11 protein-coding genes are annotated in these 23,973 nt (G+C 41.5%); 8 read left to right on the top strand and 3 right to left on the bottom strand.

Features of this window, described 5'->3' with window-relative positions; all coding sequences use genetic code 11:
* Positions 1–5 precede the first annotated feature (5 nt).
* Positions 6–1,094: a glycosyltransferase family 4 protein gene (locus T543_RS00550; RefSeq protein ID WP_035764646.1), complete on the bottom strand. Its 1,089-nt coding sequence runs from the start codon at positions 1,092–1,094 to the stop codon at positions 6–8.
* Between the two features lie 263 nt (positions 1,095–1,357).
* On the opposite strand from T543_RS00550, the gene T543_RS00545 reads away from it, so the two are divergent.
* The 5 genes from T543_RS00545 to T543_RS14885 are packed head-to-tail and all read left to right on the top strand — an operon-like array spanning position 1,358 to position 8,084.
* Entirely contained in the window at positions 1,358–1,726 is a 369-nt protein-coding gene (locus T543_RS00545; RefSeq protein ID WP_035764644.1) for an ACT domain-containing protein, read from the top strand.
* On the top strand, positions 1,723–3,330 hold the full coding sequence (locus T543_RS00540) for an ATP-binding protein (protein WP_051638429.1): 1,608 nt from the start codon (positions 1,723–1,725) through the stop codon (positions 3,328–3,330). The genes T543_RS00545 and T543_RS00540 overlap by 4 nt, the downstream gene beginning before the upstream one ends.
* Before the next feature lie 2 nt (positions 3,331–3,332).
* Positions 3,333–5,138: an ATP-binding response regulator gene (locus T543_RS16390; protein ID WP_035764642.1), complete on the top strand. Its 1,806-nt coding sequence runs from the start codon at positions 3,333–3,335 to the stop codon at positions 5,136–5,138.
* A 28-nt stretch (positions 5,139–5,166) separates the two neighbouring features.
* Complete coding sequence (locus T543_RS00530) at positions 5,167–5,535, top strand: response regulator (protein WP_035764640.1); 369 nt, start codon at positions 5,167–5,169, stop codon at positions 5,533–5,535.
* A 56-nt stretch (positions 5,536–5,591) separates the two neighbouring features.
* Positions 5,592–8,084: an HD domain-containing phosphohydrolase gene (locus T543_RS14885; protein ID WP_051638428.1), complete on the top strand. Its 2,493-nt coding sequence runs from the start codon at positions 5,592–5,594 to the stop codon at positions 8,082–8,084.
* A 132-nt stretch (positions 8,085–8,216) separates the two neighbouring features.
* Here the strand turns inward: T543_RS14885 and T543_RS00520 are convergent, their stop codons facing one another.
* On the bottom strand, positions 8,217–8,930 hold the full coding sequence (locus T543_RS00520; protein ID WP_035764639.1) for a LytR/AlgR family response regulator transcription factor: 714 nt from the start codon (positions 8,928–8,930) through the stop codon (positions 8,217–8,219).
* 221 nt (positions 8,931–9,151) lie between these two features.
* Here T543_RS00520 and T543_RS00515 point away from each other — a divergent pair, with 221 nt between their 5' ends.
* Together T543_RS00515 and T543_RS00510 are read left to right on the top strand one after the other, a co-directional pair.
* On the top strand, positions 9,152–9,784 hold the full coding sequence (locus T543_RS00515; protein WP_035764637.1) for a hypothetical protein: 633 nt from the start codon (positions 9,152–9,154) through the stop codon (positions 9,782–9,784).
* Positions 9,785–9,786: 2 nt separating this feature from the next.
* Positions 9,787–11,427 carry a sensor domain-containing diguanylate cyclase gene (locus tag T543_RS00510; RefSeq protein WP_035764635.1) on the top strand — a complete coding sequence of 547 codons (1,641 nt, stop codon included), beginning with the start codon at positions 9,787–9,789 and terminating at the stop codon, positions 11,425–11,427.
* Between the two features lie 508 nt (positions 11,428–11,935).
* Here T543_RS00510 and T543_RS00505 read toward each other — a convergent pair.
* Positions 11,936–12,751 (bottom strand): hypothetical protein, encoded by an 816-nt coding sequence (locus T543_RS00505; RefSeq protein WP_035764627.1) that lies wholly within the window; start codon positions 12,749–12,751, stop codon positions 11,936–11,938.
* Between the two features lie 223 nt (positions 12,752–12,974).
* On the opposite strand from T543_RS00505, the gene T543_RS00500 reads away from it, so the two are divergent.
* Positions 12,975–23,780 (top strand): beta strand repeat-containing protein, encoded by a 10,806-nt coding sequence (locus T543_RS00500; protein WP_035764626.1) that lies wholly within the window; start codon positions 12,975–12,977, stop codon positions 23,778–23,780.
* The last annotated feature ends 193 nt before the right edge of the window (positions 23,781–23,973 follow it).

The following is a 23,973-nucleotide window of genomic DNA, read 5'->3' as shown; positions in this document are numbered from 1 at the left end:
GATGATCAGTTAAGTACCTGTCTGTAAATATCTTCAAGTTTATTTATATGTGCTTCGAAACTATAGTTATTATCGGCTATTTCGAGACTTTTTTTAGAAGCTTCTCTGTACAGATTTAAGTCGGATAAATAGGAAATTATGCCCTCCGCCATTTTGTCTGTATCGCCGGGAGTATATAGCTTTCCGTTTATATCCTTCTGAACAACCTGAGGTATGCCGCCTACATCGCAGGATACTATCGGCAGACCGTATCCCATGGCTTCAAGAATGGACATAGGCATGGCTTCCATGTGGGAAGGAAGAAGGAAAATTGCGCTTTCTCTAAGAAGAGCATCCTTTTTTTCGCCTGTTATCCATCCGGGAAGAGATACGATATCTGCAACGTTTAGTTTATCTATATTGGAGAGTACGGGCTCTTTTTCGCCATCACCTCCGACAACGAAATTGGCAGATAGGCCGCTTTCTCTTACCTTAGAAGCTATGGCCGGGATGTCGGATACGCCTTTTAGGGCATCAAATCTTCCCAGATACAGGATCTGTTTTTTCTTGAACCTATTATTTATGGATTCTTCTGATACAGTTTCCTTAAAAATCTTACTGTAGTTGGGAACTACGCAGATTTTTTCGATGGGAACTATTACAGAGAGTTTTTCTTGCCATTCTTTTGATAAAACGATCAGTCTTGCGCACTCACCGTAGCTTTTTTCGACCATGCGCTTTTTCCAGTTTGGCGCATCAAGATAGTGCTCTTTTAAGGCTGAACCGTGGATGTGATTTACAACCGGGATCTTTTTCTTGTATGCCATGTGGATTATAGGATATTTCCTAAAAAAACTGGGTCCAAAGGATGAGTGAACATGCACGATGTCAGGGGGATTATTTTTTAGGACTTTCCTGAAGGTGCGATAGGCTTTCAGGGCTTTTATCAGTTTTTTGAATTTGCTTCCGTCGCAATATGACTCAACGTAAGTGATATCTATGTCTTCTTCGAGGCGGCTTCCATAATATCCGCCTGTTACTGCGGCAATTCCGCCCTTTACGGAAGGATCCTGAACTATCATGCATACTTTGAGTTTACGGTTATTAAAATCCATGTATATATTTATCCTCTGTTTGGTAACTTTTGCTTGTTTATTTCATCCTATCATTTTAGCGGTATTTTGTAAAAAATACCTGCAATAATGTATAGTACACTCCCACATATAAAATAAACGTCATCTGCGCATATAATTCTCACCGGAGGAGCCTTGGCGCGGGTGCATAGCCTATCGAGATGTGGGAGGTTTTAGTGTATAATATATACAGGACTTTGTTCCTTTTTTTCGGAGCGCCTATACATAGCAATCGGAGGATAGTTATGGAACTCAAAATATTAGGTGGCAACTTTACTGTATGTAAAGTTGAGGATACTAAAAACGTAGACTTTTCAAAAGATTTCACATTCATCAGTAAGACTGATGAGGAAATATCCCTTGTCTGTAAAACGGATCATGTGCCTCAAAATACGGTCGAAAGAAGCGATGGATGGAGAGGCTTTAGGATTGAGAGCAGACTTGATTTTTCACTTATCGGCATTCTGTCAAAGATATCAACGATTCTAGCCAAAAACAACGTGGGAATATTTGCGATTTCCACATTCAACACAGACTATATTCTGGTCAAGGAAAAAGATTTTGAAACTGCAGTAACTGTTTTGAAAGAGAATGGATATCGGATTCTGGAATGAATATCAGCAGACGAAGTATAAATAGAAAAGTATCATTTGTGCTGTGCATAATAGTATCAATATTTAGCTTTTTCACAGGAGTTTATGGGATCATAAAAGGGTGGAATATCAATTATGTGCTCTTTTTTGCATTCCTTTTTGTGGTGTTCTTTGTGTTTTCCATGGTCATATATGCTTATACTATCCGGCAGAGGGATTTTGACAAGATAGTTCATGAGAAGGAAGCAGCGGAGAAGGATGCGGAGATCAAGCTGCAGTATCTTGCGAACATGGCTCATGAAATAAGGACGCCTATAAATGCGATACTTGGTTATGATGAACTGATACTTAGGGAATACAACGATCCTACGCTTAGGCAGTATGCGGGAAATATCAAGGCTGCGAGCAATACACTTCTTACGCTTATAAACGACTCACTTGATTATTCAAGAATTGAAGCCGGCAAGATGGAGCTTATTCCTGCAAATTACGATCTGGGCATCATGGTTGAGGAACTTATAAGTATGATAAGACCGAGGGCTCTTGCGAAAGGCCTCGATATGAAGTGCCTTGTAAATAAGGACACGCCGCGCATTTTGTACGGAGACAGTGACAGGCTAAAGCAGTGCATAATAAACATTTTGACCAATGCCGTTAAGTATACTGAGGAAGGTGAGATTACTTTTTCTGTAGACTACGAGGAAGTTTCTGACAGCAGTAAGAGCGGGAAAACAGAGATACTCCTTAAGATCGCGGTAAAGGATACCGGAATCGGTATAAGGGATGAGGATTTAAAGAGGCTTTACAGTCCCTTCGAGCGAATCGAGGAGAGGAAAAACAAGGCGGTTGAAGGAAGCGGACTGGGTATTTCTATCGTAAGACGAATACTCTCGCTTATGAATTCGGAGCTTTTGGTAGAGAGTGAATATGGAAAAGGAAGTAATTTCCATTTTGAAGTTAAACAGGAAGTAATAAGAAGTGAGCCCATAGGAGATTATGAACTGACTTATGCCAAGAGCATAGTAAAAGGTAATGTCCACAGAAGAAAATTCGTAGCACCCAAGGCAAGGATTCTGGTTGTTGACGATGCTGACCTTAATCTGTCGGTCATGGAGGAACTTCTTAAAGAGACAAGAATACAGGTTGACTCCGCTCTTAGCGCTGCAACAGGTCTTGAGCTTGCGGAAAAAAATGATTACGACCTTATTTTTATAGACCTTAAAATGCCCGGAATGAACGGCGGAGAGATGCTTTATCTTCTTCATGGAGATAAGAAAGAACGACAGAAGAGGAGCAGCATAGCATCGTTTGGCAAGAAAAATGATAAGGCTTTGGATAAGGCAAAAGGTCAGGATAAGAAAAACGCGGATACGCCCTGCATAGCGCTTACAGCAGGAGCAGTTGTTGAGGTTCAAAGTGAATATACAAAGCTGGGTTTTGCAGATTATCTGCTAAAGCCCATTGTATATAAGGAACTTGAAACGGTTCTTTTGCACTACCTGCCCGGTGAAAAGATAAGTATGATACATGACAAGCCAAGGAAAAATGAACCGGCGGAGCCGTCACTTATGACGTATGAAAAATTTGATGAAGCCCTTGAAATACTGAGAAAAAGAGAAGGCTGAATATGGTATTCAACATATATCTGGAGGCAGCAGTAATTCCGATCGATCTGATACTGTGTGCGTTTTTAAAATTAAAATATACAGACAGAACCAGGGTAAACAGGCAGTTCAGGCTCCTTGCTTATCTTATTACTTTTGGTACTTTCTGCGATGTGCTTGATGTTATCGTATTAAGCGCAGGAGCTTCTATTCCCCCGAGTATTAAGTTTGTGGTAAATACCATTGACTATGTAGTGGCAACTATTGCGGCATATTATTTTGTGCAGTATGTAATGGCCTACGTGGGAGTAAAATGGCAGGACAGTACGGGAGCTTATATCAACAGAATACTTCTGGTCATTTATTTTGTGATATGTTTTACCAATATATATACGGGATCTGTTTTCAGATATATAGGTGAAGGTCGTTTCGCGGAAGGACCACTGTTTATGATGATAGTGTATGCCTATCCTCTCTATTACATTCTGTATGGCGGAGTGTTTATTTTGGGACATTCGGAAAGCTATCAAATGGAAATGAAGGTAGGTCTTTTGCTGACGTTTATCTTCATGATCTCACTGTATCTTTTGCAGATGTTTTTATTTAGAGATTTAATGATCACATTCTTTGCGGCTTCAGTGGGACTTCTTGTGATGTTCCTTTTGCTTGAAACTCCTGATTATTCAAAGCTTATGAAAACTCTAGATGAGCTTTCGATTTCCAGAAAAGAGCTGGAAGCTTCAACTACAAGGGCTGCAGAGTCAAGCCGTGCAAAGAGCAGATTCCTTGCGCAGATGTCGAATGAAATAAGGACACCTGTTAATGCGATCATGGGATACAGCAATTTGATCCTTGCAGACAGCAAGGAGGAATCTTCAAGGGAATATGCCCAGAGAGTAAAGATATCAGCCAAAAGGCTCCTTACCTTTTTTGAAAATGTGCTCGAGTATGTTTCTGATGAGACTGAGGAAAATGGACAGAGAAGACTTCCTTCCATGGCAGATCTTCTGGATCAGACGGAAGAGAACACAATCTATGATGGAAGAGATACAACAGAGCGCAAGGCAATAAGCGGAGCTTCGCAGATAAGGGTTCTGGTGGTAGATGATGCTGACCTTAATGTTGACCTTCTTGTCAGAATGCTTCGCCCAATTGGATTAACTGTGGACACAGCATCAAATGGAAAACAGGCTATCCTTCAGGTCAGGAAATTCAGATATGACCTTATTTTCATGGATCATCTGATGCCGGTAATGGACGGAGTTGAAGCACTTAAACAGCTGCGTGAAGAAAAGCTCTGCGAAGATACACCGATCATAATGCTTACTGCAAATGCCATCTCCGGTGAGGAGGAAAAATACTTAAAGCTAGGATTTGCAGACTATGTAACAAAACCATTCACAGAGGAAATGATAAGGGATATACTTCGAAGATTTCTTCCTATAACTGAAGAACAGTGGCAGGGAGAAGTTGCGATCAGTGAGTGGGAAGCGCTTCAGGAAAAACTGCCTACGGTACGTGTTGCAGATGCCAGAGAATATCTGCTGCATGATATTGCTGAGTATAAAACGATACTTAAAGCTTATGCGCTGGAGGATAACAGCTCTATGTTATCGGCTGCCATAAGAAAGGGCGATTTCGTAACCTGTATGGCTATGCTCAGGCAGGAGAGGGATTGCGCGTCGCTTATTGGTGCCGAGAATCTCTCCAAGATGTCTGATAAAATGGAAGCTCTCTGCAGGAAGGGAGAATATGAGCTTCTTAGAGAAAGGATCGGAGCTTATACTGCGGAACGAGCTGTTTTATGTGAACAAATAGGTAATATTTGAGCAGCATTATTCACGAAAGAGGAATGTTTTGGATAAGAAAATACTGGTGGTTGATGATTCAAAGGTAGAGGGAATATATATAAAATTCCTTCTTGATAAACTGGATAAAGTGGATGCTACTGTTTGCCCAGGTTTTGAAGAGGCTCTGGAGCTTGCAGAAAAAGATAAATATGATCTGATCATTGCCGATTACTATACTATAGACGGAACATCGGATATGTTGGTAGAAGACATCAGGGAAAAGTGCGAAAAGAATGCGGAAACACCGGTAGTTGCAATGGGAAGAGATATTGATTTTGCAGAAGAGGATTTCCTTAAAAATAACGGATTTATCAATTATATAGAAAAGCCTGTTAAGTTCAATATGCTTAAGGCGGTAGTTGCACTATACTCATGAGTAAAAGCTTGTTACATGGGCATAAAAATATTTTATCTTAGAGGGAGTATTTAAAAATGTTAAGCGGCATTTCATATGAAATTGCGGCACTTGTATTTGATATAGTGCTGACTTTTTATGTATGTATGGTTTATTCAAATGAGTCGAAGACAGCAAGGACCTTCAAGCTGTTTTCTGTGATATTTACGGTTGCGGTATTTATAGATGTTGCGACCTTAATTGTGATGATTCCTGCTTACAGGTTTCCTGTTTCTGTTCACTATATCATTCATTCACTTAATATTTTATCGTCTACTCTTGCGGCCAGCTCTTATGCTGATTATGTAGTGTCATGCGGCAATTACATCTCGAACAGGCACGTGCTTGGCAGGATCAACCTGACTCTTATTATTGTGCAATGTGCGCTGATGTTTCTTAATGTATTTACAGGCTCTGTGTTTAGCTACTCGATAAAGGACGGATACAATCACGGCATGCTGTTTCTTGCGTGTTCAGTAATAATTCCCTGCTACTATATTGTGCTTGCTTCAGGATTCGTTGCTGCAAATTACAGAAATTACACCATAACGCAGCTTCTTAGCATATGCCTTGCCAGCATAGTAGTTTTTGTAATTCTTTTTGTGCAGATGCTAGTTTTAAAAGATCTGTCACTTCTTTATTTTGCTGCGTCTGTCGCACTTCTTATCCTGTTTTTTACACTGGAAACCCCTGATTATAATAAGCTTGAAAAGACTATAGTAAAACTCGAAAAGGCTGAGAAAGAAGCAAATGAAGCGGTAGTAGAGGCCAGAAAAGCAAATGATGAGAAAAACGAGTTCTTGTCGCAGATGTCTCACGAAATCAGGACTCCCATAAATTCGATCCTCGGATTTAATAACCTCATCCTTGAAAACACAAGAGAGGCCAAAACATCGGAGTATGCGGGAAGGATCAAAGGAGCCGGAGAAAACCTGCTTGCTTTTTTCAATAATCTGCTAAATGTGATTGCGCAAAATCCCGGAGAGGATGTGGACATAAAGAGCTTTTCCGACTATTCGGCACTTCTGGATAATGATGAAAATGAGGTTCTTGTGCCCATAATGCCCAAGGCGATGATCCTCGTCGTTGATGACAATCAGATGAACATAGACCTGCTTATTAAGATATTAAAGAGGTGTGAGTCCATTATTGATACCGCAGAGGATGGACAGAAAGCACTGATGAAGCTTAGGAAAAATGAATATGATCTGGTCATCATGGACCACATGATGCCGATAATGGATGGTGTAGAGACTCTTAGCATCATGAGAGAAGAAAGACTTAGCAAGGATGCACCGGTTATCATGCTGACTGCAGGCGGACTTCGCGGAGATGAACAGAGATTTAAAGAGCTTGGATTTGATGCTTATCTGACTAAGCCAATTGTTGCAAATGTGCTCTATGAGCTGCTGGGAGATCTCATGGATCCGGCACTTATCGAGCAGAGGGTATCGCTTGAACACCTTTTCTACACAGAAAATATGTCAGAGAAGACGCCCGGTGAAGTTGAGGTCAAAAAGAAGAGAAAAAGCTTTACAGAGATTTTTGGATTTATCAATTCAAAGGCAGGACTTGAATTCTGTATGGGTGATGAGGAATTCTATGTTTCTCAGCTGAAAGCGTTTGTGGACAGCAATAAGGGCGATGAACTGGAAGGCTTCCTTAAAAATAAAGATTTTGATTCGTATCTGATCTCTGTGCATTCCTTAAAGAGCACAGCAAAAACGATCGGTGCAGATGACGTATCAGAAGAGGCTCTAAAGCTTGAACTTGCGCTTAAAGAAGGTCATCCCGAGGAAGTTACAGATGGTCATCCAAGCCTTAAAAAGCATTATGATGAGCTGTGCGAAAAACTGCTGTCCGGTATAAAAGAGTATAACAATGAGTTTGAAGATACGGTTGAGGAGCAGGTAACAAGTCCTGAGGATAACACACTTGCTGCCTTTTCAGACAAGCTCGGAGGTGGCGGTGCTCTGTCAGCTCAGATACTTCTGGCTCTTGCTAATACAGTGGATTCCAGGGATATCAATAATTCCGGAAGAAGCTTGCGCGTTGCCAAGATTGCAACTGAGATTGCAAGAAGGCTTGGGAAGAGCGATGATGAGCAGCAGGATATCTATTATATGGGACTTGTCCATGATATCGGTAAACTCATAATCCCTGAAAAAATCCTCAGAAAGCCTGACAGGCTTACACCGGAAGAGTCTGAAATTGTAAGACAGCATCCTGTAATAGGTTATGAAATACTAAGAAATGTATCTGAGATGCCGGGACTTGCTACAGGCGCAAGATGGCATCATGAGAGGTTTGATGGAACAGGATATCCGGATGGACTTGCAGGGGATGAAATCCCTCTTGAAGCAAGGATAATAGGTATTGCCGATGCTTATGAAGCAATGACTTCGGAGAGAGCGTATGCTTCTGTTATGCCACCTGTGCGCATAATCAAAGAGCTTGAGAAAAACCGCGGAGTGCAGTTTGACCCGACCCTTGTGGACGTACTTGTAGAAATGATCGGTGAAGGCAGATGACCGATCGGTGTGTAAATGAAAAATTTTATCATGTGTATCATAAAGAAAACTCCTTCCTGCAATGATATGCTGGGAAGGAGTTCATTTAAACGGGTAAATTGCTCAAAATAGTTTATGAGCAAAATAACTTTTTTATTTGAGTGAATATTCAGTCAGGAGCCTTGCAGCTTCTCTCAGACTCTCTCTTCTTATATGAACTGAATCGCCATCCTTCATAACGAAGATCTGGAGCTCTTTGTCGATGCTTTTTACATGAGCCAGGTTTACCAGATAGCTCTTGTGACAGCGCATAAAGGTATCATCGGGAGTCTGGGCTTCCACATCATCAAGTTTCCCTGTAAGCTGTAGAGTTGCTCCGTTTGCCATGTGAAGGAAAAGAGTATGGGCATTTTGCTCAGCATAGCAGACTTTTTCATAAGAGAAAGTCATATCTTTTCCGTTGATGCGTAGGGTAATACCACCCTGGGATCCCTTCATCTGTTCAGCAAGGATCAGCACTTCTCCTACTTCTGTGGGATCGAATGGTTTCATCAGATATCGGATAACTCTGTTTTTATAACCATCCATTGCGTGATCCTGACTGGATGTTGCAAAGGCGATAGGTACAGATGCATCAATACTTCTTATCTTGGAAGTGGCATCGACTCCGCCCATTCCCGGCATAAGAAGATCCATGAAAATAAGATCATAGAACCCGGGTCTGAAGGAAGAGAGGAATTCTTCTCCTGATTCAAACAGTTCCACAATTGTTCCCGGTCTCTTTTTTTCAATCAGGAATTGAAGTTGTCTTCTCTGGGACATCTCATCATCGCAGACTGCGACACGAAAAACATCGGAATTACTCATAAAACGTTCCTCATAAGCGGTGATCAAAAGTTACTCTTAATAATATAATATCATAAAAACTCTTATGAGTAGCAGAAAAATTCATTTTGTCAAGTACGAATTATGAATAAGGATATACATAATCTGTATTAAATTTACCTTAAACATATTTTATAATACTATTATCGGAAAGCTATGTCGGCTTACAAAGCGAATGGTGAAAGAACGGTGAGGGGAGATAGATGAAAAATATTAGTACAAAGAGCAGAATAATTATACCTGTAAGCATGTTTGTGATGACATGTATAGTTTTTCTGCTCTTTGGACAATCTGTAAAAGTATCAGCAAAGATCAAGGATTTCTATAATAATCACGTTATATTCACGGCTCCAAGTGCTGTGAAGATCTATGACGGAACACCACTTACTGAGCAAATTGATGTAACTGTACAGGGGCTTCCGGAGGGCTTTACATACAAAGCCGTCGCAGAGGGAAGCGTTACATATCCTGAAGATAACACTGAAAACAACAATGTGGTTACTGATTATATTATTTTAGATCCTTCAGGGCTTGAAGTGACTGATAAATTCACTAATGTAGAGCTTCGTCCCGGTACGTTGGAAGTAACTTATGGCGATAGGGATGTACTGGGAGCCAGAAGAGATCCGGAAGATATTGAAGATGCGACCGTTAGTACAGATGATCATGAGGTGGAAAGTCAGACTACTATTGAGGATGAGAAAGTTGCCCTTTCCGCATTGCCCGATCCTGTACAGGATGCTGGCAATATTGAAGTTGTGATATATATCTTTTTGTTAACTATGATGTTTGCAGCTTTTATATTCTTTTTAGCAGATAGCCGGAAGAAGAGGTAGATATGAAGTCTATTCAGAGTAAGATCATGCTTCTGACAAGTGTTGCAATTATAATGGTAGCAGTCCTTGTTGGCGGCACAGGTATAGTTACGCTTAGGCAGGTTGCACGCTATGATTCTGCTCATATCCTTAATTTGACTGCAGATAAAGGTGCTTCGCAGATTGACCGCAGACTTATTAACATGGAGCAGGCTGTAAATATAGTTGCGGACTATGCTAGTGAGAGATTATTTTCTGTTGATAAGCTGGTTGAGGATGAGAATTATCGAAACAGCTATTCTGCTCAGCTTGCAAATCTTTTTGGCAATGTCGCCAAGAACGTTCCCGGAACAATTGCATACTATGTGAGATACAACCCTGATATCATGCCGCCTACAGATGGTATCTATTATAGAAGCCAGGATGCAGATGGTGAATTTTACAAGGAGAAAACAACTGATCTTAGTAAATACACCAGAGAAGATGTGGATTATGTGAACTGGTGGTATAGCACCATAGATAATGGCGCACCGACATGGGTTGGACCATATCATAATGCTAATTTTGATTCAATGCTCATTTCATATCTTATTCCTTTGTACAACAAAAATGTTCTTGTCGGAGTAGTTGGAATGGATATAGATTTTGATGAAGTAATAAGTGATATCGAGCAGATCAAGTGCTATAAGTCCGGGTATGCATGTCTTGTGAATGGGGATGGAAGTCTTTTGTATAATCCGGAATATGACAAAGTTAAGCAGACCGGAATAATGGAGAAGTGGCAGGAAACTATCTTTCTTGAAGAAGATAATGGCGACGAACCGATTGATTATTTACTTGGCGATACCAGAAAGCAGATGGCATTCAGGACACTGCGGAATGGAATGAAGATTGTGATCACTGCTCAGGAGAACGAGATATATGAGTTTCCAAACAGGCTTATAAGACAAATTGTGATCACAACTATTCTGATATTCCTATCATTTATATTTATTACACTTGTATTCTCGAATAAGGTAACAAGACCTCTTAAAGAGCTGGTTAATGTTGCAAGGGAAATAAACGAAGGCCGCCTTGAGGTGACATTCCCTAAGGAAACCAAGGACGAGGTGGGTGAGCTGACACATGCTCTTGAGAAGATGGTTCATCACTTAAAGCACCACATAGACGATCTCAACTCGCTTGCTTACCATGACTCGCTCACAGGCGTAAAGAATAAGACTGCTTATGATGATGCAGCATCCAAGCTTGATAGCATAAAGGGTGAGAAGGAGTACGGTCTCATCGTATTTGACGCCAATAATCTCAAGAAGATAAATGATACCTATGGACATGAAAGAGGTAATATCTATCTTCAGAATGCCTGTAAGCTTACCTGTAGAATATTCAAAGGAAGTCCTGTTTTCAGAGTGGGCGGAGATGAATTCGTTGTTATCCTTCAAGGCGATGACTACGATAACTGCTACAAACTGATGAGAGATTTCGATATCGAGGCTGAGAGGATCAATTCCGAAACAGTTAATGAATGGGAGAAGATCAACATCGCCAAGGGTCTCGTAAAATACGACCCGTCAACCGACGCTAACGTAGAATCCGTCTTCAAGCGCGCCGATGCCAGAATGTACGTATCCAAACAAAAAATGAAACTTGCAGAGGGCATCTAAGCCCTCTGTTTTTTTGCTTTGCTTTTAGCTCCCCTGTTGTGGCGCCCTGTGCTGGGGTCCTGTGCTGGCGTCCTGGAGGGCAAAAGCCCCAAGTAGGCATGAAAAAGGGGGAACTTGTTGCTTTTTAGGGGTTTTGGAGCAGACGCCGCGGAAGGTCAAAAGCCCCAAGTAGCCACAAAAACGAGGGAACTTGTTGCTTTTGATGAATTCGAAGATGCGGTGACAGCAAGAATTCTTCCTGTGAGAAGTGCGAAAAGCCCCAAGTAGGCATGAAAACGGGGGAACTTGTTGCTTTTGCGGTTTTTGAGCAGACGCCGCGGAAGGTCAAAAGCCCCAAGTAGCCACGAAAACGAGGGAACTTGTTGCTTTTGATGAATTCGAAGATGCGGTGACTGAACGAATTCTTCATGTGAGAGGTGCGAAAAGCCCCAAGTAGGCATGAAAAAGGGGAAACTTGTTGCTTTTGCGGTTTTGGAGCAGACGCCGCGGAAGGTCAAAAGCCCCAATACTATTTTCTCAAGTCTAACGTATTTCGGATGGTTTCTTCGACTAGTCTTGAGTTGAGGGGAGTGTCCAGAGTTTCCATAGTTATGATCAGATTCTTGCCAGTAACAATGCCGCTTCTTGCCATGTCAGACAGGCGTGATAAGTTGTAATTCACGTACTCAGGATCATGCATTTTCCCTAAATGCTCATAATATATAGTTCGCCTCCTCTTGATATCAAGGATTGTGAAGTCCGGATGGATTCTCTTCTTATTAAAAAGAACGACTTCGTGCTCATACACATAAGGAATTTTCATCTTAAAAAGCGTGTTGGCGATAAGTTCTTCTGATTTAGATCTGACAATTTCTCCATTAAATGTAATGTGCGATTGATCCTTGATTTCCTCAGCTTTGCGTAAAGACATCTCGTAAAGCCAATACTTTATATACAGTTCATCCGGAATGCATGAAAGGTTGAGTTTGGATGTTAGTTCAGCCGGGTATTTGTCATACAATAAATCTGTTTGGGGAGAATAGGAATTTAAAAAATCCTCTATAGATGATAGCTCCGCTTCCGCAGCCTTGATGAAATCAGAATCATATTTCTTTTGTGCAAGGGAAAGAATCCTAGGCAAGTTCTTCTTACGAAGATAGGTTCCTGTAGTATCGTAGCCTGAACGATCGTAGTATTGATACGAATTCTTTTTGCGAGAAATCTTGAGATTACCGGGTGGGGCATTCTTAAGGGATTTTTGCCTGACGGATATACAAGATTCCAACTGCTTCTTACGTTTTTCTAATTCTTCAATAAAATTCTGTTTGGTCATAAAAATTTCCATGTTTACTCCATTAATAATGAAAACTAAATAATAGGGAAAGAAATACGCTAAAAGCATATTTGTTGTCAGAAAGACAACTAGAATATTATGAGCAAGGAAACTGATTTTGTCAAGTACGAGTTTTGAAGTATTCTGTTCATATTCCGTGCCCAAGTAAGAATAAATTTTTTTTATAATAAATATGCGTTATTTTATAAAACTATTTTTCAAAGGGGGGAATCCTATGCGTAAGTCGTTCGCAAGAAAGCTGGCAATGCTTTTGGCACTGGTTGTGTTAACAACAACCTTTGGATCCGATTACAACAGTATCGGTGTTCGTGCTACAGAAGACGAAGCTGTGCTGGCTAGTTCAAACGAAGATGCTGATGCGGTTGCATCAGAAAACTCAGATGCAGGTTTATGGGAAGAAATTAATTCTGAACAAAATGTATCTGAAATAGAAGAGACGGAAGAAGTCTCTGAAGAAGAAACAGAGGAGGTAGAGGAAGCAGAACCTGCTGAAGAAGTAGTTGAAGAAACTCCTTCAGAAGAAACTCCTTCAGAGGAAGCTCCGGCTGAAGAAACTCCTTCAGAAGAGACACCTGCAGATGAAGAAAATGCAGATGTTCCTACTGATGAAACTCCGGCTGAGGAAGCGCCTGTAGAAGAGACTCCTTCAGAAGAAACTCCTGAAGAGACTCCCGAAGAAGTTCCAGGAGAACTTCCTGAGGAAACTGAAGAAGTAACTGCAGAAGCACACAATGTAACTGTTACATATACAGCTACAAAGGGTGGTAAGGTTTCGAGAGATTCTGAAACTATCGATATCAATGCAGAAGGTGCTGCTTTTGAAGGTGCTACAGCAAGTCCCAGAAATGACAAGTATGTATTTGTTGAATGGGAAGATGCTGAAGGCAATGAAGTTTCAAAAGAAGCTACTTTTGCTCCTTCTAATATAGAAGAAGATACTTCATTTACAGCTGTATTTAAGCTGGCTGAAGAAATAAGCATGCCTGAACTTTCTGTAACGGATGTTCATGTAGGCGGAATGATCGTGTCTGTTGATGCTGAAGAGGGACTTTTCCCTGAGGGCACAGAAATAGTAATCAAGCCCGTATCAGATGAACTCGCTCTTGAGACAGCTCAGAATGAACTTGGCGAAACTGCTAAGGAAGCAAAGGGTGTTGACATCTCCTTTAAATATGAAGGAAAAGATATTCAGCCCGCAGATGAAAGATTCGTTCATGTAAATCTCGCACTTGAGGAAACTATCGAGGGTGAGAACTTTACAGTGCTTCATGATCATAATGGTGAAGTTGAGCAGATCGAAGCAGACGTTAAAACAGAAGATGCAAACGATGATGCTGAGGATAATACTCAGGTTGCTACTAATGTAGAGTTTAAAGCAAACCAGTTCTCTATCTTTATCGTAGTTGGTGAGAATGATGATGATCCAGACAATAACGAGTATGAGATCGGAACAATCAGATTCTTTAGCGAGCCTTTTGGTAAGGCTACAGAAAAGGATGTTATTTTCGAGAAGATCGTTAAGAATGACGATGAGATTGCCAATCCCGGCGTTCCACATATCGGTGAAAACCAGGAGTTCCTTGGCTGGTTTGTAGATGGTGACAGCGAAGGTACAGAGATTGTATTCACCAATGATGTATATAAAGTATCAGGTATTACACATGATTGTGTGATCAATGTTTATCCCGTAATGAGCTCTACTTACTACGTAACCTTTATTGGTAGCGATGGAGAGATTGCTCGTGTTGAGAAAGTACCGGTTGTAAAACCTGAAGATGCTATTCTTGACGTTACGGATTCCAAGTTTGATATTCCCGCAGGAGCAGGAAAAGCTTTTAAGGGATGGTCAAGAGGGAAAAAGACTCAGTATACGGATGAGGACCTTATTACAAAGGAGGATCCCCTTAATGTAGTTGAGGCTGCTGAGGATGGAGATATCTTCCTCTATGCTGTTATCGTTCCTGCGTTTTGGGTAAGGTTCATTAATAATGTAGGTGGTGAGAAGGGCGCAACCTTCACAGATTCACAGTTCCTTGAGGAAGGCGATAAGCTTGGCAAGGTACTGACCAAGGTTCCCGAAACTCAGATTCCTACTCGTACCGGCTATGAGTTTTTGGGTTGGTCACTTTCAGATGGTGATGACCGTGAGCCTCTTTCAGATGAAGAGAAGAACACTCTTATTCAGAATGTTTCTACTTTGGATACAGAGAAAAACGAGCTCAAGCTGTATGCATGCTGGTCACCTAATGCTACAACCAAGTACACAGTTGTAGAGTGGCATCAGAACAGAACTCTGGATGGTTGGGATTACTACAGCAGCACAGAGCTTGAAGGCACAACTGATGCTGAGATCGTGTTCTATGAAGGTCGGTATCAAGGTCATGAAGTAATCGCGGTCCGTACAGACGATGACGATGATTATAGGTGGTACCAGAGAGAGAACCCTCAGAGGACTGTTTCCGGAAAAGCTGTACAAGAGTATATTTCCGACTCAGAAGATACACGTAATCAGTATATTCAGGCCGGATTTGAGTATAATACTCAGCTTGAGAGTGAAGTTAAGATCGAGAATGCCACCGAAAGAGATGGCAAGTACTATGTAAATGCATCAGGAAATACTATTGTTAATATCTATGAAGTTCGTAGAGAGATTACTGTAGACTTCCAGTATTATGTACAGGGTGGATATACATATACATATACACCTACAACAAGTACTAGCGATTGGGAGACTCAGTATGGACTTGTAAACGAAGAATATGTTGAACTGACCAAGTATGGCGGCAGATGGTATTACTATGGCTATGACTATGGCTGGAACTATGGCTGGAAAGAATACCAAGGTACCAGATATATTTCTACTCTAAGCTACGATCAGTCAGGCTGGCAGACATATACCAGAAATGGCCAGTTCCCGGGACAATTCACTGGACGTTACGGCCAGAAGTTTACTGAGGCTGATTCAAGCTATGTGTGGCCATCTGAGCGTACATGGAAAGAAGGAAAGTCTGGTAGTTCTGCATCAGGAATAACCACTACATTCCTTGATACATTCCTTGTAAACAGGACATGCTATTCAAGCAGCAACGCGTCCGGAAGATATACGATCCGTCATTATAAGATGGATATAAATGGAAAATATCATCCTAGCAACAATAACGCAGATAACACCACTACAACCACCAGCGGTGGATCGTTCGATTTTACAAATAAGTACAACGGATTTTCTGTTGATGCTTATGCATTCAATTTAAGTAAAGACGTGGAAGAATGGCCCAAGTGTAGAGATCCTCAAGACACATCAAGTTCTGCTAGAACATCAGTCGAATTGACCGGTAATAATCTGTACGTTGCCCACAGGAGAAATCAGTATAACGTAACCTTTAAGATCATTGACGGCAATGGCGATGTTATTGAAACAAAGGTTATTAAAAATATTTACTACGAGAAGCCTCTTGATACTGTAAAGGAAGTTACTGATTACAGAGATAAATCAAGAGAGATTCCCGGCTATAGTTTTAACTGGTACAAGCTTCCTCAGGGCGATCCTGAAGGCGAAGTAGGCAAAAAGGATCCCGAGAAGCTCTTTGATTTCTCAACAACAATGCCTGATGGCGGAATTGTTATTTACGGTGTTTATGAACCTGTTAAGTACAGAGTAACTCTTGATGCAGATGGCGGCACATTTGTTAACGAACTTGCATGGATGCAGGATAAGCCCGCTGCAGATAGATATTTCAATGTTAAGTCAACTGAGGAAGTTGGACGTAACACTCTTATTAACGGCGTTGAGAAGAACGGATTTGAACTTATCGGTTGGTATTATGTTAATAAAGATGGCTCCACAGGTGCCAAGTTTGAGTATGGTAAGGTTACAGAACCCGTTACTCTCAGAGCTGTATGGCGTAACCAGGGTACTGTAAGAGTATGGTACGACACGTACGCAGCCAAGGGGCAGTATCAGGATGGATCAACTTCCTATATTCCTGATTACAATTATGCTACCAATTCATCTGTAGTACTGGCAGCTCCTCCTACAGGAAAGCGCACAGAAAATGGCGGATATTCCTTCATCGGATGGAAGGTAGTCGGAGATAAGCCAGAAAAAATTTATCTTCCTAACGGTGTATTTACCATTGATAATGATATTTATGCCGCAGGCGTAGATAAAGATATTGAAGTAGTAATTGACGGAGAGACCAAGACTGAAACATATCACTGCGTACATGTTGTAGCTCAGTACGTAGAAACCGGCGCATCAGGCGGACCTGATGAGCTTGTGGACATCAAGTATGATCCTAACGGCGGACATCTGAGATCCGGAGTAAGTGAGACATTAACAAACGGACAGGTGGTTGTTTCAGGTCTTAAGGTTAATCAGAAGATCGTAGCTAAGGGCGCGATCTTTGAGAAGGATGGCTATGTTCAGGTTGGCTGGAATACTGATCCTAATAACAGTTCACAGGGACAGTATGTAGGACTCGGTCAGGAATGGATAGCCGGAGACAAAGCAAGCAAGACACTTAATACTGATATCAATACTCTTTATGCTGTTTATGAGCCTCTTAAGCTCTACGTTGTAATCGAGGGAACTGAAAGAACAGAGACTTACAGCGGACAGGCATATGCTGATAACGGATTCAGTATTAAAGAGAAGTATTACTATGAAGGCAACGATAAGGTACATGGTGCAAAAGTAACTGTATCTGACGATGTATTTAATAAGGATGACATCGTTTATTCCGGTCCTTCAATCAGCGAGACCAATGTAAAGCGTGATGCTGATGAAAACGTTATTGCATACACTGAGACTCTTGCAATTGGCGATTTTGCCAAGGAAAGCGACATTGCATTTACAGTTGAGTTCTCTATTGATGACAATAATGAACTTAAGCTCACAATCAATCCTGCAACCGTAACTGTAACAACAGGTTCGGCTGAAAAGGAATATGACGGAACAGCTCTTACAAATGCTACAGCTTCTGCAACCGGTTTTGTAAACGGCGAAAGCGCTACAGTAACAGCAACCGGTACACAGACAGAAGTTGGACACAGCACTAATACATACAAGTGGAATGAGCAGAATGTTGGAATTCTTCTTAGAAACTATACAGTAACCGAGAATCTCGGAACTCTGGAGGTTAAGAAGAATACTGCAACCATCACACTTACAGCTCCCAGTGACAGCAAGGTATACGATGGTACAGCTCTTACCTGCAATGGAACAGGTGAAAAGAAGGTAACAGCATCCGGACTTCCTAATGGCTTTACAGTAGAAGCTACAGCAACCGGCACACAGACCAATGCCGGAACATCAGCTAACGTAGTTGATGACGGATATGTAATTAGGAACTCAGCCGGCGAAGATAAGACTGAGAACTTTGCAAAAGCAACCAAGGTTGATGGTACCCTTACTGTTAACAAGGTTAAGTACACAGTTACAACACCTACAGCTGCTAAGCCTTATGACGGAACAGCTCTGACTACAGGCAACGGAACTATTAGCGGACTTGTTAATAATGAGACTGCAACAGTAGTTGCAACAGGATCACAGACCGAAGTAGGCACAAGTGACAACACCTATACAATTACATGGGGAACAGCAAGTGCTGCTAACTATGAGCTTGCAGAAAATGGTGAGAGCCTTGGAACACTTACAGTTTCTCAAGCTGAGATTACACTTAGGGCTGACAGTGCTACCAAGCAGTACGATGGAGAAGCTCTTACACTTAACAAAATCGTTCTCGGCGGAAGTGAGAAGCTCCCTGAAGGATACGAGATTGTTGGTACATGTGAAGGAACAATTACCGATGTTGGTTCTGTAGACAACGTAATTAAAACTTGGAAAATCGAAGATGCTGAGGGTAACAACAAGACAGCTAACTTCAAGTCCGTAGCGACTTATAATGGTACTCTTACAGTTACAGCAGTTCCGATCAGTGTTGCTACAGGATCAGCCAGCAAGGCATATGACGGAACAGCTCTTACTAAGGACGAAGCTTCAGTTACAGCTGATGGTCAGGTAAGCACAAAGGTAGCTGCTGAGATAGTAGCCCTTAACAGAAATATTACAGCAACCGGTTCACAGACAGATGTGGGATCCAGTGACAATACTTATACTATCAATTGGACAGCTGCAAGTGTTAAGGAAGATAACTACACAATTACACCTAACCTTGGAACACTTACAGTAACAGACAATGATGCCGAGATTACTATTACCGCAAACAGCAATGACAAGGTATATGACGGCACAGCTCTTACTGATAGTGGATACACTAAGAGCGACAACTTCCCTTCAGCTCTTACACTTGAAGCTGTAGTAGAAGGAACCGTCACAAATGTTGGTACAGCTGACAACGAAATCACAAGCTACAAGATTCTTGACTCAGAGGGTAATGATGTTAAGGCTTACTTCAGCAATATCAAGCTTGAGAATGGAACTCTTGAAGTAACCAAGGCACCTCTTACAGTAACTACCGGATCCAAGGAATTTGAGTATGATGGAACCGAGCATAGCTACAATGAAGAGAAGAGCATTTCAGGTCTTAAGAACAACGAGACAGCAACTATCAATGCAACAGGTAAGATCACAGATGTTGGAGAAACCGAGAATACTTATGAGATTACTTGGGACGGCACAGCTCTTGAGAATAACTATGAAGTAACAAATGAGGAGCTTGGAACTCTTACAGTAACAGCTAATGATGACCTCATTCAGCTTATAGCTGCTTCAGATTCCAAGACCTATGATGGAACAGCGCTTACAAACAGCGATGTAACAGTCGAAGGACTCCCTGCAGCCTTCACAGCTGAAGCAACAGCATCCGGAAGCATCACAAATGTAGCGGATAATCCTAAAGCTGATGAAGACGGTAAAGTAGTTGGTAACAACATTGTTAATGACGGCTACAAGATTTATAAGGGAGAACAGGATGTAACCGCCTTCTTTACAAATGTTCAGAAGGTAGACGGAGTTCTTACAATCAATCCTAAAGCAGCAACTGCTAAGACCGGATCAGATTCTAAGCCTTACGACGGAACGGCTCTTACATGCGAGACCAAGGATGCTGAAATCACCGGTCTTGTAGACGGCGAGACTGCTACAGTAACAGGTACCGGAACTATCACAGAAGTTGGTTCTACAACCAATACTGTTTCTATCGAGTGGGGAACAGCAAAGGAAACGAACTATACGGTAACTGAAGAACCCGGAACACTTACAATTACTGAATCTGATGCTGATGTAATTCTTACAGCACCAAGTGACAGCAAGGAATACGACGGAACACCTCTTAAAGCTGATGGAACAGGCGAAAAGAAAGTAACAGCAACAGGTCTTCCTGAAGGCTTTACAGTAGAGGCAACAGCAACCGGAAGCATCACAAACGTAGAGGATAATCCTAAGGCAGATGCAGACGGAACTATCACAGGTAACAACGTAGTTAATGATGGCTGGATCATCAGAGATCCCAGCGGAGAGGATAAGACTGCGAATTTCCCTAATGTAGCTAAGGTGAAAGGCGTACTTACAATCACTCCTAAGGAACTGACTGTAACAACAGGTTCAGATAGCAAACAGTATGACGGAACAGCTCTTACAAATTCTGAAGCAAGTATTACAGGATTTGCGGCTAACGAGACAGCTACTATTACAGCAACCGGTTCGCAGATAGAGGTAGGAGACAGCCAAAATACCTATGAGATTACCTGGGGCAATGTAAAATCAACTAACTACACTATTACAGAACAGCTTGGAGTACTCACTGTAACAGAGAACGGCACAGAAATTACTCTTATAGCTCCCAGTGACAGTAAGCAGTACGATGGATCAGCTCTTACAGCAGATGGTACGGGTGACAAGAAGGTTACAGCAACCGGACTTCCTGACGGATTTACAGTAGAGGCTACAGCTACCGGAACCATCACAAACGTCGGTACAGCCGCTAACGTAGTTGATGACGGTTATGTGATCAAGAATGCTAAGAACGAAGATAAGACTGCAAGCTTCACAAACTTTAAAAAGGCTAATGGTACTCTTGAAGTAACAGCAGTTGAGATCACTATATCAACAGGTTCTGACACTAAGGAGTATGACGGAACACCTCTTACCAAGGATGAGTCTGATATCGTTCCCACCGGCACAGTAAGTGACGCGGTTAAGGCTGAAATTGCAGCTCTTAAGGATAACCTTGAGGTAACCGGAAAGCAGACTGAGGTCGGCGGTGAAGAGGGCAACAATACTTACAACCTTGGTTGGAAGGCAGCAGGAGTTTCAGAAGAAAACTACACAGTCAAGGAAGAACTTGGAACCCTTACAGTAACCAAGAACAATACAGTAATCACCATCACCGCAGCTAGTGCATATAAGACATACGATGGAACACGACTTGAGAAGAATGAACTTGTAACAGATAAACCTGAAGGACTTCCTGAAGGATTCACAATTGTTGCAACCGTATCTTCTGACAAGCCTGTCGTAGAAGTTGCTGATACAGCTGATGGCAACAACATAATCACTGATTATGCGATCATGCTTGGTGATAAAGATAAGACAGAGAACTTTACAGTAAAAGCTGAAAACGGAACGCTTACGATCTATCCCAGAAATATTGAAGTATCTACTAAGGCAGGAACCAAGAAGTATGACGGATCAGCTCTCACAAAGGGCGCTACAGTATCCGTGGATGGCAATGAGACCTTTACTGTACCTGATGATCATAATGGAAAGGCATTTACCTTTGATCTTGTAAATGACGAGACAGCATCTATTACAATCACAGGTACACAGACAGAAGTAGGTTCAAGTGACAACACACATGCTGATATTGATTTCGGCAACTACAATGCAGGTAACTACAATATTGTAGATGTTTCAACAGGAAAGCTTACTGTATCGATTAATGATGATACTCTTGTAACCCTTACAGCACCCAGTGCTGGAAAGGTTTACGATGGAACAGCGCTCACTGCTGACGGATCTGATAAAGAGAATCCTGTAGCATTTGATGGACTTCCTAAAGACTTCACAGTTGAGGCAACAGCTACCGGTACCATTACAAATGCAGGTACAGAAGCAAACAAAGTAGATACATACGTAATCTATGATGCAAGCGGAAAAGATCAGACTGCAAGCTTCACCAACATTAAGAAGATTGATGGTGAGTTAACAGTAACAGCACGAGAGATCATAATTGATACCAAGGAAGGCTCCAAGCCTTATGACGGAACACCTCTTACAAAGGGAGCATCCGTTAAAGTAACAGGTATTGACGGCGTTCAGGTAATAGATGATGACCATGCAAATAATCCGGTCGTTGTTAAGCTTGTAGGAGATGAAGAAATTGAGATCACAGTTACCGGAACAATTACTGATGAAGGTACTGAGCTCAATGATTACACAATTAACTGGACTAAGGCTACAGATTCTAACTACAGCATTAGCGGAAGCAAGCAGAACCTTACAATTGGAAAGAACGACACAGCCATTGAGCTTGAAGCTGCAAGCGGCGAGAAGGTATACGACGGAACGGCTCTTACAAAGGCTGAACTTGTAAATGCTACTCCTGCAGGACTTCCTGAAGGATTTACAGTTGAGGCAGTTGTAAAGTCTACCAAGGATATTATCAATGTTGCTGACACAGCAGCCGGCAATAACGTAGTTGATAGTTATGTGATTAAGAATGCTGAGGGTCAGGATAGAACATCAAGCTTCACCGGTGTTACCAAGAAAGCCGGAACACTTACAATAACACCTGCAGAAATTGAGATTACTACAGATACTGATACACAGCTTTATAATGGAAAACCTCTTTATGCTGGTGCTACAGTAAAAACATCAGAGAATACAACCACAATAGATGCTAAGCATAACAATCAGCCTGTGGAAGTAAAACTCATTAAGGATGATAAGGCTACAGTTACAATAACCGGTAAAGCTGTACTTGAAACTGAGCCAAACGAATACACTATTGTATACGGTGAAGGTACAGACTCTCGCAACTATAAGATCAACGATACAATCGGTGCTCTTGTAATTTCTAAGAGAGTTGATGGCAACAAGTTCATGATTACTGCAACTATTAAGGACAGAAAAGAGGTATTCACCGGAAAGACATGGACAGCAGCAGACTTCGATTATGTACTTGAAGGTTCTGTACAGGGAGAAGCCGGAGTACTTGGAAAGGCAATTGATGCAGTAAAGGATATTGTTGATACCGTACTTGGAGCATTAAATGTACATGCTGAAGATGGAACCAAGGAAGTTGAAATCGATGAGGCTAAGTTCCAGGTATATGGAATAAGTGTAAGTGACAGTGTTAACTACAGAGATGTTGGAGACCATATACTTGCAATGACTGTTAGCGAAGAATTCAAGATTGTTGACGAATATGGCAACATCGTTACAGATCAGTTTGCAGAGCCTGTTCTTAATGAAGGAACACTTACAATTACTCCTATGAAGGTCGATGTAATATCCGGTTCAGCAACTAAGGTTTACGACGGAACAGCTCTTACAAACAACACAGTAACCGTTAATCCTCAGCTTGCAGAAGGTGACGAGTTTACTTACACATTTACTAAGAGCCAGACTGAAGTTGGTTCAACAACTAATGATTTCGATATAGCTGAAGGTAATGCACAGACAAAGCTTACAAACTATGATATAACCAAGGCATTCGGAACACTGACAGTAGAACCTACTAAGGAAAATGACACACCTGATAAGAAGAAGGAAAAGAAGAAAAAAGTAACTACTCCTTCCTCAAACAACAATGATAATACAAGCAATGATCAGGTAGAGGCTTCTTCAAATGTACAGGCAGATGAAGCAGCAGTTCTCGGAGCAAAGAGAACAGAAGAAACTGAAGAAACTGAAGAAGCAGGCGTGCTTGGAGCAAGACGAGGCGGAACGGATGACACAACAGATGCATCCAGAGTGCTGGTTGTACTTATAGCAGCAGGTGCTATGGCAACAATTCTTGCAACAGGAAAAAAACGCAGAGAAATGGATAAATAATAATTTCTCATAACACAGAGATACCCCGCAGAGATGCGGGGTATTTTCTTTGCAAAAATCCTTTCGTGTATGTAAGGACAGGCTAACAGGATATCCCTAATTCTAAAGAAACTATAAACTGTTCGTTAACAAAATGGATTGTCAAGTACGAGTTTTGAAGGAAACTAATCATTTTTCGTACGCATTTTTGAAA

Source organism: Butyrivibrio sp. NC2002 (assembly GCF_000702265.1).
Classification (GTDB): Bacteria; Bacillota; Clostridia; order Lachnospirales; family Lachnospiraceae; genus Butyrivibrio.
This window is presented reverse-complemented; position numbering and strand designations above follow the sequence as displayed.

What these genes read in the sequence shown, in the direction of transcription:
- T543_RS00550 (WP_035764646.1), bottom strand. Translation starts at nt 1,094, where the DNA reads ATGGATTTTAATAACCGTAAACTCAAAGTATGCATGATAGTTCAGGAT.
- T543_RS00545 (WP_035764644.1), top strand. Translation starts at nt 1,358, where the DNA reads ATGGAACTCAAAATATTAGGTGGCAACTTTACTGTATGTAAAGTTGAG.
- T543_RS00540 (WP_051638429.1), top strand. Translation starts at nt 1,723, where the DNA reads ATGAATATCAGCAGACGAAGTATAAATAGAAAAGTATCATTTGTGCTG.
- T543_RS16390 (WP_035764642.1), top strand. Translation starts at nt 3,333, where the DNA reads ATGGTATTCAACATATATCTGGAGGCAGCAGTAATTCCGATCGATCTG.
- T543_RS14885 (WP_051638428.1), top strand. Translation starts at nt 5,592, where the DNA reads ATGTTAAGCGGCATTTCATATGAAATTGCGGCACTTGTATTTGATATA.
- T543_RS00520 (WP_035764639.1), bottom strand. Translation starts at nt 8,930, where the DNA reads ATGAGTAATTCCGATGTTTTTCGTGTCGCAGTCTGCGATGATGAGATG.
- T543_RS00515 (WP_035764637.1), top strand. Translation starts at nt 9,152, where the DNA reads ATGAAAAATATTAGTACAAAGAGCAGAATAATTATACCTGTAAGCATG.
- T543_RS00510 (WP_035764635.1), top strand. Translation starts at nt 9,787, where the DNA reads ATGAAGTCTATTCAGAGTAAGATCATGCTTCTGACAAGTGTTGCAATT.
- T543_RS00505 (WP_035764627.1), bottom strand. Translation starts at nt 12,751, where the DNA reads ATGGAAATTTTTATGACCAAACAGAATTTTATTGAAGAATTAGAAAAA.
- T543_RS00500 (WP_035764626.1), top strand. Translation starts at nt 12,975, where the DNA reads ATGCGTAAGTCGTTCGCAAGAAAGCTGGCAATGCTTTTGGCACTGGTT.